Origin of the sequence: Nocardia sp. NPDC058244 (genome assembly GCF_042882065.1) — a bacterium.
In the GTDB taxonomy this organism is placed as follows: Bacteria; Actinomycetota; Actinomycetes; order Mycobacteriales; family Mycobacteriaceae; genus Nocardia.
On sequence record NZ_JBHVWX010000005.1, the window covers coordinates 1 to 11,713 of the forward strand.

13 protein-coding genes are annotated in these 11,713 nt (G+C 71.4%); 7 read left to right on the forward strand and 6 right to left on the reverse strand.

Translation table 11 applies throughout. From position 1 onward, the window contains the following. Positions 1-90: 90 nt before the first annotated feature. Together ACFVW6_RS16350 and ACFVW6_RS16355 are read right to left on the reverse strand one after the other, a co-directional pair. On the reverse strand, positions 91-618 hold the full coding sequence (locus ACFVW6_RS16350; protein WP_378828214.1) for a YbhB/YbcL family Raf kinase inhibitor-like protein: 528 nt from the start codon (positions 616-618) through the stop codon (positions 91-93). Between the two features lie 26 nt (positions 619-644). Beyond that, the gene (locus ACFVW6_RS16355) at positions 645-2,006 is read right to left on the reverse strand and encodes a M20/M25/M40 family metallo-hydrolase (RefSeq protein WP_378828216.1); all 1,362 of its coding nucleotides are present in this window, start codon (positions 2,004-2,006) and stop codon (positions 645-647) included. Between the two features lie 145 nt (positions 2,007-2,151). On the opposite strand from ACFVW6_RS16355, the gene ACFVW6_RS16360 reads away from it, so the two are divergent. Further along, positions 2,152-3,105 (forward strand): endonuclease/exonuclease/phosphatase family protein, encoded by a 954-nt coding sequence (locus ACFVW6_RS16360; protein WP_378828218.1) that lies wholly within the window; start codon positions 2,152-2,154, stop codon positions 3,103-3,105. Positions 3,106-3,109: 4 nt separating this feature from the next. Here the strand turns inward: ACFVW6_RS16360 and ACFVW6_RS16365 are convergent, their stop codons facing one another. Beyond that, positions 3,110-3,700 carry a TetR/AcrR family transcriptional regulator gene (locus ACFVW6_RS16365; RefSeq protein WP_355272182.1) on the reverse strand — a complete coding sequence of 197 codons (591 nt, stop codon included), beginning with the start codon at positions 3,698-3,700 and terminating at the stop codon, positions 3,110-3,112. A gap of 55 nt (positions 3,701-3,755) precedes the next feature. Between ACFVW6_RS16365 and ACFVW6_RS16370 the strand changes: the two genes are divergently transcribed. Continuing rightward, positions 3,756-4,610, forward strand: coding sequence for an alpha/beta fold hydrolase (locus ACFVW6_RS16370; protein WP_378828221.1), 855 nt, complete (start codon positions 3,756-3,758; stop codon positions 4,608-4,610). Between the two features lie 2 nt (positions 4,611-4,612). On the opposite strand, the gene ACFVW6_RS16375 is transcribed toward ACFVW6_RS16370, so the two are convergent. Beyond that, a complete protein-coding gene (locus ACFVW6_RS16375) occupies positions 4,613-5,614 on the reverse strand; it encodes a DUF6745 domain-containing protein (RefSeq protein ID WP_378828223.1) in 1,002 nt (333 codons plus the stop codon). Between the two features lie 17 nt (positions 5,615-5,631). Further along, positions 5,632-5,958: a hypothetical protein gene (locus tag ACFVW6_RS16380; RefSeq protein WP_355272188.1), complete on the reverse strand. Its 327-nt coding sequence runs from the start codon at positions 5,956-5,958 to the stop codon at positions 5,632-5,634. 155 nt (positions 5,959-6,113) lie between these two features. On the opposite strand from ACFVW6_RS16380, the gene ACFVW6_RS16385 reads away from it, so the two are divergent. From ACFVW6_RS16385 to ACFVW6_RS16405, 5 genes are read left to right on the forward strand one after another with little or no spacing between them, the layout of a single operon-like run. Next, positions 6,114-7,094: an STM4015 family protein gene (locus ACFVW6_RS16385; RefSeq protein WP_378828225.1), complete on the forward strand. Its 981-nt coding sequence runs from the start codon at positions 6,114-6,116 to the stop codon at positions 7,092-7,094. Between the two features lie 6 nt (positions 7,095-7,100). After that, on the forward strand, positions 7,101-8,165 hold the full coding sequence (locus tag ACFVW6_RS16390) for an STM4014 family protein (RefSeq protein ID WP_378828227.1): 1,065 nt from the start codon (positions 7,101-7,103) through the stop codon (positions 8,163-8,165). Continuing rightward, positions 8,162-8,998: an STM4013/SEN3800 family hydrolase gene (locus tag ACFVW6_RS16395; RefSeq protein WP_378828230.1), complete on the forward strand. Its 837-nt coding sequence runs from the start codon at positions 8,162-8,164 to the stop codon at positions 8,996-8,998. The genes ACFVW6_RS16390 and ACFVW6_RS16395 overlap by 4 nt, the downstream gene beginning before the upstream one ends. Continuing rightward, complete coding sequence (locus ACFVW6_RS16400) at positions 8,995-10,332, forward strand: STM4012 family radical SAM protein (protein WP_378828232.1); 1,338 nt, start codon at positions 8,995-8,997, stop codon at positions 10,330-10,332. Before ACFVW6_RS16395 ends, ACFVW6_RS16400 begins: the two co-directional genes overlap by 4 nt. 2 nt (positions 10,333-10,334) lie before the next feature. Then, the gene (locus ACFVW6_RS16405) at positions 10,335-11,267 is read left to right on the forward strand and encodes an STM4011 family radical SAM protein (RefSeq protein ID WP_378828234.1); all 933 of its coding nucleotides are present in this window, start codon (positions 10,335-10,337) and stop codon (positions 11,265-11,267) included. On the opposite strand, the gene ACFVW6_RS16410 is transcribed toward ACFVW6_RS16405, so the two are convergent. Next, a complete protein-coding gene (locus ACFVW6_RS16410) occupies positions 11,171-11,683 on the reverse strand; it encodes an OsmC family protein (RefSeq protein ID WP_365011827.1) in 513 nt (170 codons plus the stop codon). The genes ACFVW6_RS16405 and ACFVW6_RS16410 overlap by 97 nt on opposite strands. Positions 11,684-11,713 lie beyond the last annotated feature (30 nt).

The following is an 11,713-nucleotide window of genomic DNA, read 5'->3' on the forward strand; positions in this document are numbered from 1 at the left end:
CGGTGTAGTTTTTTTTTTTTTGTTATTCTCTGCCGTCCCGGTGGGCGGCGCGTGCGCGGCCGCCGCCGCCCCCCAACCGCCGTTCTACGGTCAGTTCTGCTCGTAGGTGCCGATCAGGGTGGCACGGCCGAGCGTGTGGAAGAACAGGTTGAAGCCGAGGTAGGCGGGCGTCGCGTCCGGTCCGACCTCGAGTTCGGGCACGTCGACGGCGTGCACGACGACGAAGTACCGGTGCGGCCCGTGGCCCTGCGGCGGGGCGGCGCCGACGAAGCCGGGGAAACCGCCGTCGTTGCGCAGGGTGACCGCACCGGCGGGCAGGGTGCCGCCTTCGCTGCCCGCGCCCGCGTCGAGCTCGGTGACCGAGGCGGGGATGTTGGCGACGGCCCAGTGCCAGAAGCCCGAGGCGGTCGGCGCGTCCGGGTCGTAGACGGTGACCGCGAAGCTCTGGGTGCCCTCGGGGAACCCGGACCAGCTCAGCTGGGGCGAGATGTCCTTGCCGCCCGCGCCGAACACACCGGAGACCTGGTCGTTGGCCAGCGGCTGACCCTCGGTGATGTCGGCGGAGGTGACGGTGAACGACGGAACCTGTGGCAGTGCGTCATACGGGTTGTAGCTCATGGAGTCTCCGATTCGTGGCGTCGTGCTCAGCTGTGCAGGAGGAAGTGTTCCAGTACCCGGGTGCCGAATTCCAGTGACCGCACCGGCACCCGCTCGTCCACCCCGTGGAACAGGGCGGTGAAGTCCAGTTCCGGCGGCAGCTGCAGCGGCGCGAAGCCGAAGCAGCGAATACCCAACCGCGCGAACGCTTTCGCGTCGGTGCCGCCGGAGAGCATGTAGGGCACGGTGCGCCCGTTCGCGTCGTGGGCGAGCACCGCGTCGTTCATGGCGTCGACGAGATGGCCGTCGAAGGTGGTCTCGTAGGAGTCGAGCTTGGTGATCCATTCGCGCTCGACGTCCGGGCCGATCAGCTCGTCGACCTCGCGTTCGAACGCGGCTTGGCGCCCCGGCACCACGCGGCAGTCCACCACGGCTTCCGCGGTCTGCGGGATGACATTGGCCTTGTAGCCGGCCTGCAGCATCGTCGGGTTGGCGGTGTCGCGCAGGGTGGCTCCGATGATGCGGGAAATGGTGCCGAGCTTGGCGAGCTGGCCCTCGATGTCGGGGCCCTCCGGGTCGAACTGCAGCCCGCTCTCCTCGCTGACCGCGGCGAGGAATTCGGCCACCGAGTCCGACAGCACCACCGGGAAGGTGTGCCTGCCCAGCCGGGCGACGGCCTCGGCGAGGATGGTGACGGCGTTGTCGTCGTGCAGGAACGAGCCGTGCCCGGCGCGGGCCTTGGCCCGCAACCGCATCCAGCCCAGCCCCTTCTCGGCGGTCTCCACCAGGTAGAGCCTGCGTTCGGTACCGTCGGGGCGCGGCACGGTGAGCGAGAAGCCACCGACCTCGCCGACCGCCTCGGTGACGCCGTCGAACAGATCGGGCCGATTGTCCACCAGCCACTGCGAACCCCACTTGCCGCCGTTCTCCTCGTCGGCGAGGAAGGCGAACACCAGATCGCGCGGCGGGACGGTGCCCTCGGCCTTGAACTGGCGGGCCAGGGCCAGCGTCATGCCGACCATGTCCTTCATGTCGATCGCGCCGCGACCCCACACATAGCCGTCGCGGACCGCGCCGGAGAACGGGTGCACGCTCCAGTCGGCGGCCTCGGCGGGCACGACGTCGAGATGGCCGTGGATCATCAGCGCGCCACGGCCGGAGTCGGCGCCCTTCAGCCGCGCGAAGACATTGCCGCGGCCGGGCGCGCCCGATTCGACGTACTCGGTCTCGTACCCGACCTCCTGGAGCTGCGCGGCCACCCATTCGGCGCACTCGCGTTCGCCTTTGGTGGTCGCCAGCTCACCGGTGTTGGAGGTGTCGAACCGGATCAGCGCACTGACCAGCTCCACCACCTCGTCCACCGCGCGGGACCGTTCGCTCGAACCAGAACTCTCGCCAGATGCCGACACGTCCCCTTTCCTACCACCCCGGCGGTGTCCCCCGCGCCATCTCCCCTGGCTCACCCGATTCCGCCGCTGCTGGCGACTACTGCTCGGGCTGAGCCGAATTCCGCCGGATTCGCGCGTCCGTCGCCCGGCGTGTTTGGCTGTGGCGATGAGATCGCGGGTCGTTCGGGTCGGGACGCTGCTGGTGGCGGGCGCGGCGACGGCGGCAGGCGCGCTGGGTGTGGCCCTGCACGTCGTCGGCTGGTCGGCCGAGCCGCTGGTGCTCGCCGCCTCGGGCGCGCCCTACCTGATGGGCGGGGCGATCCTGGGCGCGATGGGGTTCGCGGCGACCCGGCAGTGGGTGGCGACCGGTGCGGCGGTGGTCGTCGCCGGTCTCGGCGTCGCGACGCAGGCGCCGCTGTATGTCGCCGACGGTGGGGGCGACGGGCCCGCGATCACGGTGATGCAGGCGAATCTGCTCTTCGACGGCGCCGACCCGGCCGTGCTGGTGGCGCAGGTGCGGGCCAGGGATGTCGCGGTGCTCACGGTCAACGAGCTCACCCGGGCGGCCGTCACCGAGCTCGGGCGCGCGGGCTTGGACGACGCGCTGCCCTACCGCTATCTCGCGCCCGGTCAGACCGCCAGCGGCACCGGGATCTGGAGTCGGTTCCCCCTGTCGGACACCGTCGAATACGACGGCTACGTCCTCAATCAGATCTCGGCGACCGCCACCGTTCCCGACGTCGGGCCGGTCTCGGTATACGCGGTCCACCCGGTCCCGCCGGTCTACGACGCCGGGGTGTGGGCCGAGGAACTGTCCCGGCTCGACGAGGTCCTGCGCCGGGCCCCCGCCGATCGCCCGGTGATCGTCGGCGGCGACTTCAACGCCACCTACGATCACGCGCGGTTCCGGGCGCTGGCGTCGGGCCGGTTCGCCGATGCCGCCGCGCAGGCGGGTGCCGGGCATCTGGTCACCTATCCGACGGACAAGCGGCTGCCGCCACTGGTCGGTATCGACCATTTTCTGCTCGCCGGAGCACACGCCACCGCGGTGGCGACCGTCGCGCTGCCCGGTGCCGATCACCGGGCGCTGGTGGCCCGCGTGGTCCTCGACCGCCGGTAGGCGTTCAGCGGGCGGCGAGGAGTGCGTCGATCCGCGCTCCGACCGCGCGTCCGGCCGCGTGCAGTGGTTCGGCCGAGCGCAACGTTCTGGCCAGCACGAACGCGCCTTCCAGCGCGCTGAGCAGGCCGAGGACGAGATCGCGTGCCTCGCCCGCGGCCAGCCCGCGCCGCGTGAAATAGGCGGTGCCCTGGTCGATCCAGTCCGCGACGACCTCCGCGGCGACGGCCCGCAACTCCGGTTCGCTGTCGGCGATTTCCCCGGCGACGGTGCCGACCGGGCACATGTTGATCCACCCCGACTCGGCCATCGTGCGCGCGGCGTCGTCGAACGCGGCAGGCACCGCCACCCGCAGATCGGGGTGCGGGTCCATCAGCAGCGGCAGCAGCTGGATGTAGGCGGCGCCGGAGGTCCGCAGCGCCTCGGCCGCGATCTGCACCTTGCCGTGCGGGAAGTGGTGGTAGAGCGACCCCATCGGGGCCTGCGCGGCCGCGGTGATCTGTTTGACGGTGATCGCGCTGTACCCGTGCGTGCGCATCAGCTCGGCCACCGCGACGACCAGCCGATCCCGGGTGGCCGTTGACATCTTCTCGCTCACCGCTCCAGACTAGAGCAAACGCACTAGAGCGGATACTCTAACGCTGGAGGTTCTCATGCCGACCGCCGATCTGCCCGCGGGCCGCGTCCACTACCGCGAACGCGGCGACGGCCCACCGGTTGTGCTGCTGCACGGCCTGCTGATGAACCACACGGTCTGGGATTCCGTCCTCGACCTGCTCCCGACCGGCTTCCGCTACGTGCTGCCCGACCTGCCGCTGGGCGCGCACCCCGAACCGCTACGCCCCGGCACCGACCTGAGCCTGCGCGGCCTCAATCAGGTCGTCGCCGACTTCCTCTCGGCCCTCGACCTGCGCGAGGTCACCCTCGTGCACTCCGACTGGGGCGGTGCCCTGTTCCTCACCGCCTACGGTCTCGACGAGCGCGTCGGCAGGCTGATCGTCTTCCCGAGCGAGGCGTTCGACAACTTCCCGCCCGGGCTGCCCGGCAAGACCGCGACACTGGCCGCCTACCTGCCCGGCGGCGTCACCCTCGCGCTGCGTCAGCTCCGCATCCGGTGGTTGCGGGAGAGCCCGCTGATGTTCGGCTGGATGGCGAAGTTCCCGATCCCGCAGGACCTCGTCCACGGCTGGACCGCATCGGGGTTGCGCGATCGTGGCATCCGCCGCGACGTGCTCGCCTACATGCGCTCGGATCTCCGCGGGTCCGACCTCGTCGCGAATACCGAAGCGCTGCGGCACTTCCGGGGCGAGGCCCTGATCCTGTGGTCGTCGGCGGGCAAGGTCATGCCGCGCGAGCACGGCCGCCGCCTGGCCGAGCTGATCCCCCGCGCCCGGCTGGTCGAGATCGACGACGCCTATGTCCTGTCGATGCTCGACCAGCCCGTCGCGGTCGCGGCCGCCGTCACGGACTTCCTCGCCACCACCTCGGCGCAGCCGACCGAGCGCTGACGTCAGGTCTGCCGCAGCGGTTCGTAGGCGTCGGACCCGAGGCCGAAGGTCCAGGCGACGCCTTCACGCGCGGTGCGGGTGGTCGGCGGTACCCGCAGCCAGTACACGCGATGCGTGCCGTCGGGTTCGGGTGTCGAATTGACGACCTCGACCATGACCACGTCCTCGTCGCCGACGAGCTCGATCCGCCAGAGGATCCCGGTCTCGTCGCGATGGACGGGGCGGGCGTCGGATTCGGTCAGGTAGCGGTCGTAGCCGTAGTGCTCGAGCATGACCCGGCGCAGTTCGGCGTTCTCCTCGTCGCGAATACGCTGCGGTGTCAGCGAGGCCAGGCTGTCGAGGAATTCGGCCGGTACCGGCATCCCGCGCCACGCGTGCAGGGCGAAGCCGTCGGCGTAGGCCAGGGCGGGTCCGTCGGCGCGGTCGAGCCGGCCCGCTTCGTCGCGGTGCAGGGCCAGTGGGCGTTCGGAGATCACCGCGATCTTCTCGTAGGGCCACCACCAGCCCGCGTGCCGCGCTACGGCCGCGACCCCGCCGAGCGGCCCACCCGGTGCGGTGTCGTAGGCGCTGAGCCAGGCCGCCTCGTGCTGGCCGAGCACGGCATCGAGTAGCAGTACCCGGATCCGCCGTTCCTGCTTGCGGTCACCGGCCGCCGCCTCGACGACGCCGGCCCGGATCCGGTCGATCACCATCCCGGTGACCTCCCACAGATCGGCGCCGGTGGCTCGCCAGTGCGCGCTGTAACCGGGCCCGCCGAGTGCGGCGTGCAGGCGGGCACGTTCGGCCGCCCACGGCGCGCTGCGCACCGCCTCCCGCACCGGTGCGCCCGTCTCGATTCCCGAGGTCAGGATCCGGACGGCAGCCAGCGGTGAACGCGCCCAGCGGATCTGTTCGGGTTCGGGCAGCCCCGCGCGGGAATAGGCAAGGCGCACACCCGCTTCGGCGGCGGCCCGGTCGCCCGGTCCGGTGGCGGCGGCGATCGCCCGCCAGTCGTTGTCCGCCATCGTCGTCTCCCCGATCATCAGTCCGCCACCACCCGAACGGATCCCGGGATGTACTCGCGCTGGCGCACCACCCGGTACCACCCCTTCGGCAGGCCGATCGCCGCGTGCTCCTCGTGGACCACCCGTCCGCCTTCGGGCAGGTGCAGCAGCATCGGCCCGAACGCGCCCGCCTCCCTGATCAATCGGCCGGGCGCGGCGATCGCATGCGCGTGCCCGGTCACCTCCCCGAGGGCCAGCACGAGCCTGCCCCTCCCGTCGCGGTGCTCACCCCGCGCGGCCAGCGCGCTGCCGGGAACGGCCGTCTCGGCCACCGGCACGATCAGCACATCGCCTTGTCGATACATGAATTTCCTCCCGTCACGGCCCGCGACCGCTGCCGTGGCGAGGACGGTAGCGGCAGGGGCCGACAACTCGGGTCGCCGCGCGGATTGTCGGTGCCGCTTGGTAGAAACGCAGCTGTCACCACGGGGTCACTACGCCAGAAGGGGCGGGAACAGCTATGTCCATCGGAGAACATCTGCGCGGGTGGGGCGGTCTGCCCACCTATCCGTTCCCGGACCCGGAGAAGGACGCCGAAGCGCAGGAGACGGCCGTGCGGCTGCTGCCCGCCGCCGACGGTGTGGCATGGCGCATCGGTGTCGACTCCTACGACGCCGCCGAGACCTGGCCGGAGGCGTTCGCCCGGTTCCTCGACACCGTCGACGCGGCTCGGGTGCGGTCGATCGTGGTCGGTTCGTGGGCCGACGCCTACGACAACCGGCCCGACGATGTCATCGACGCCATCATCGCCGCCCGCGCGCAGCTGCCCGCGCTGCGGGCGCTGTTCGTCGGCGACATCGTCGGCGAGGAGTGCGAGATCTCCTGGATCAACCAGGGCGAGGTCACCCGGCTGCTCGACGCGTTCCCGCTGCTCGAGGAGTTCGGCGCGCGCGGTGGCGAACAGCTCGAGTTCCCGGCGGTCCGGCACGAGCATCTGCGCAAGCTGAAGGTGCAGGCCGGCGGCCTGCCGGTGGCGGTGGTGCGCGGTATCGCCGCGAGTGACCTGCCCGCCCTGCACGATCTGGAACTGTGGCTGGGCACCTCCGAATACGGTGGCGACGCCGATGTCGACGATCTCGCGCCGATCCTGTCCGGTGATCAGCTGCCCAGCCTCAAGCGTCTGGCCCTGCGCAACAGCGAGATCCAGGACGCGGTATGTGCCGCGATCGCCTCGGCTCCGGTGGTCGCCCGCCTCGAGGTGCTCGACCTGTCGATGGGTGTCCTCACCGACGACGGTGCCGCCGCGCTGCTCGGCGGCCAGCCGCTGACCCATCTGAAGTCGCTGGACCTGCACTACAACTACGTGAGCAAGGAGATCGGCGCCCGCCTCGCCGATACGCTCACCGCGGCGGGCGTGGAACTGAACCTCGACACCGACGACGCCGAGTCCGACGAGGACGACGACGGTTCGGTGTGGCGGTTCGTCGCGGTCGGCGAGTGATCCGACGTGCGCTGGGTGGTGGTCGGCAACGCCGAGAACCGGCGGGTCCGGCTGTTCACCGAGGCGGCCCGCGCCGCCGGGTTCCCGGCGCCGCGGGTGGTGGAGTGGCTGTCGGTCCTGACCGAGGGCGGTCACGAGTTCGCCGACGACGAGATCGTCCGGCTGGATTCGCCGGGCGAGAACATGGCAGTCGATGCACTGTTGCGCGGGGTGAATGATTCGACCCGGGTGGAGGGTTCGGCCCGCTGGTACACCCGATTTCTCGCGGCGGTGGACTCCCTGCGCGGCGGGCACCGGCTGGACGATCCGGCCGAACTCGCGGTGCTGTTCGACAAGCGGCGCTGCCATGCCCGCCTCGGCGCGGCTGGTGTGCCGGTCCCGCCGTCGCCGGTCACCGGTCCGGTGCCCGGCTGGGCCGAGGTCAAAGCACAGATGCGGGCGGCCGGGATGGCCAGGGTGTTCGTGAAAATCGCGCACGGTTCGTCGGCGTCAGGGGTGCTGGCGATCGAGTCCACCGCGTCGGGCCGCTGGCAGGCGACCACCTCGGTCGAGGTGAGTACCGGGGGCGCCCTGCACAATTCGCTGCGGGTGCGCCGGTATCGCGACGAACGCACGATCGGCGCCATCGTCGACCGGCTCGCGCCCGACGGGCTGCACGTCGAACGCTGGATCCCCAAGGCCACCACCGGCGGCCGCTCGGCGGACTTGCGGGTGGTGGTGATCGCGGGCCGGGCCACCCATGCCGTCGTCCGCACCAGCCGTGGCCCGCTGACCAACCTGCACCTCGGCGGTGCCCGCGGTGACCTCGACCAGGTCCGGGCCACGATGGGTGACCGTTGGGCCGAGGCGAGGGAGAGCTGCGAACGCGCCGCCGCGTGCTTCCCCGGAACCCTGTGCGTCGGGGTCGATCTCCTGCCCGGTGCGCAGTGGCGGCGGTTCACCGTCGGCGAGGTCAACGCGTTCGGCGACCTGCTGCCGGGCCTGACCGGACTGCCCGGCACCCCGGCCGAGGGACTCGACACCTACGCCGCGCAGCTCGCCGCCGCGGCCCCGATCGGAGCGTCACGATGACCGTCCCGACCACGTCACGCCCCGACATGACCGAGGTCGTCGGCCGCGACGACCTGTTGCTGCTGACCCTCGACACCCTGCGCTACGACGTCGCCACCGAACTCGCGGCCGCGGGCAGGCTCCCCACGCTGGCCGCCCATCTGCCGCAGGGCCGCTGGGAGAAGCGCCACGCGCCGGGCAGTTTCACCTACGCCTCGCACCACGCGATGTTCGCCGGGTTCCTGCCGACCCCGGCCGCGCCCGGCCAGCACCCGCGCCTGTTCGCGGCCCGCTTCGCCGGCAGCGAGACCACCGCCGACGGCACCTTCGTCTTCGAGGAACCCGATCTGGTGACGGCGCTGGCGGCCCGCGGGTATCACACCGTGTGTATCGGCGGTGTCGGCTTCTTCAACAAGCAGGGCGCGCTGGGCAGCGTGCTGCCCGGCCTGTTCGCCGAAAGCCATTGGGCGCCGGAGTTCTCCGTGGCCGCACCGACCTCGTTCGAGGCGCAGGTGGCCTGCGCCGAACGCGCGGTCGCCGCCGTGCCCGCCGATCAGCGGCTGTTCCTGTTCCTCAACGCCTCGGCACTGCATCAGCCGAACTGGTTCCACCTGCCGGGCGCGACCCGCGACGCGGGCGACAGCCGCGACACCCACGCGGCGGCGCTGGAGTACATCGACGCCCACGTCGGCAGGCTCTTCGACGCGATGCGCTCGCGCCGCCGGTGTTTCGCGATCGTGTGCTCCGATCACGGCACCGCCTACGGCGACGACGGGTACACCGGTCACCGGCTCGGCCACGAGTCGGTGTGGACGGTCCCCTACAGCCACTTCTTCCTGGAGCCCGACGCATGATCGACACCGCGCTACCGCGCCCGTACCAGAACTACGTCTACGCCTATCCGCACAAGACGGCCTATCGTCCACTGCCGGATCGACCGCCACTGTCACGGGTGTGGGCGGGCGAATCCCGGTCGGCGCTCTCGCTGTATCTGCACATCCCGTTCTGTGAGGTGCGCTGCGGCTTCTGCAATCTGTTCACCCGGGTCGGCGCTCCGGACGGTCTCACCGGCCGCTATCTCGACGCGCTCGCCCGCCAGGCCACCGCCGTGCGCGACGGTCTCGGCGACGCCGAACCCCTTCGCTTCGCCAACGCGGCGTTCGGCGGCGGCACCCCGACCTTCCTCACAGCCGACGAGCTGAGCAGGCTGTGCGATATCGCCGAGCGGATCATGGGCGCCGACCTGCGCACGATCCCGCTGTCGGTGGAGGCGTCGCCGTCCACGGCCACCGCCGACCGGCTGACGGTGCTGGCCGAGCGCGGGGCGACCCGGCTGAGCCTGGGCGTGCAGAGTTTCATCGACGCCGAGGCCAGGGCGGCGGTGCGGCCGCAACGGCGGGCCGAGGTCGAAGCGGCGCTGGGCCGGGTCCGCGACGCGGGCATCCCCGTCCTCAATATCGACCTGATCTACGGCATCGACGGCCAGACCGCCGCGAGCTGGCGGGTCTCGCTGGACGCGGCCCTGGCCTGGCGGCCGGAGGAGATCTATCTCTACCCGCTCTACGTGCGCCCGCTGACCGGCTTGGCCCGGCACGCCGATCCCGCTGTCGCCGACCGGGATTGGGACCGCGACCGGCTCGCGTTGTACGCGCGGGGCCGCGATCACCTGCTGGCCGCCGGCTACGAGCAGGTGTCCATGCGGATGTTCCGCCGCGCCGACGCACCGCCGCAGGGCCCCGACGACTACGCCTGCCAGACCGACGGCATGATCGGGCTCGGCTGCGGCGCCCGCTCCTACACGAGCACGCTGCACTATTCCTTCGACTACGCCGTCGACCTGCGCGAGGTGCGCGGCATCATCGACACCTACGTCGCGACGACGGATTTCGGTTCGGCCCTGCACGGCCGGGTGGTCGACAGCGACGAAGCCGCCCGCAGGCACCTGCTGCAATCCCTGCTGCAAGCCGACGGGCTCCCCGTCGCCGACTACCGCGCCCGCTTCGGCACCGATCCCCGGGACGACTTCGCCGACGAGTTGCGCACCGTGGCCGAGCGTGGCTGGCTGGCCGACACCGGCACCGACCTGCTGCGCCTGTCACCGGAGGGCCTGGCCTACTCCGATGCGATCGGCCCCGGTTTCTTCTCCCCCGCGGTACGCGCCGCGATGGCCGCCTACGAGCTGCGCTGACCGTGGACCTGACCCTGCTGTATCGCGGCCCGCTCGCCTCCTGCGACTACGACTGCCCGTACTGCCCGTTCGCCAAGCGCCGCGACTCTACCGATCAGCTGCGCGCCGACCGGGCCGCGCTGCGCCGCTTCACCGAGTGGGCGCACGCGCAGACCGGGGACCGGCTGTCGGTGCTGTTCACGCCGTGGGGTGAGGGCCTGGTGCGATCGTGGTACCGGACGGCACTGATCGAGCTGTCCCATCGCCCGCACGTCGACCGGGTCGCCATCCAGACCAACCTGAGCGGCCGGATCGACTGGACCGCCGACGCCGACCCCGACACCCTCGCCCTCTGGTGCACCTACCATCCCGGCCAGACGCCCTATCGACGCTTCCTGGACAAGGCCGAACGGCTGGCCGAGGCCGGAATCCGGTTCAGCGTCGGCATCGTCGGGCTGCCCGAGCACCTCGCGCACGCCCGCCGCCTGCGCGCCGATCTGCCCGAGCACGTGTACTTGTGGGCCAATGCCGCCGAGGGGCACACCTACACCGACGACGAGGCCGCGCGCTGGACCGCGATCGACACGCTGTTCCCGTTCAGCAGGCACCCACACCGCTCGGCCGGATCACCCTGCCGCACCGGGTCGTCGGTGATCTCGGTCGACGGTGACGGCGAGGTCCGCCGCTGCCACTTCGTGCGCACCCCGCTCGGCAACCTCTACGACGGTTCCTACCGCGCCGCGCTGACCCCGCGCCCGTGCCCACTGTCGGTGTGCGACTGCCACATCGGCTACGTCCACCTGGAAACGCTGCCGCTCTACGACGTGTTCGCCGGTGGCGTCCTGGAACGGATTCCCGCTCAGCCGACGTCGAGCGTGGTGCTCACCGGCGTGGCACCGGTCGACAGGTCCAGCACCGGGCAGTGCGCGTCGACCGCCTGCTGCAGTTCGGCGTAGCGCTGTGCGGTTTCGGGGCCGGTGATCCGCACGTGCACCCGCACCGCCTGGAAGCCGGGCCGCACCGTGTCGTCGATGCCGAAGAAGCCGCGCACGTCGAGGTCGCCCTCGGCGGTGATCGCGAGGTCGTCGACGGTGATGCCGAGGCGTTGTGCCCAGAAGCGGTAGGTGACCACCTGGCAGGAGATCAGCGCGGCCAGATACACCTCCACCGGGTTGGCGGCGGTGTCGGCACCACCGAGCGCGGCCGGTTCGTCGACGACGACCCGGTGCGTGCGCGCGGTGACGACGCTGCCGACCGTGCCCTCGGTGGTGCCCGCGGCCCGGAAGACGAAGTGCGCGTTGGCCGGATCGGTCGCCACCGCCTGCGCGGTCGCGTCGGAGATGTCGTTGAGCGTGGTGAGCTGACTGGTCATGGCCGGACGCTATCGCCGGGACGGCGACCC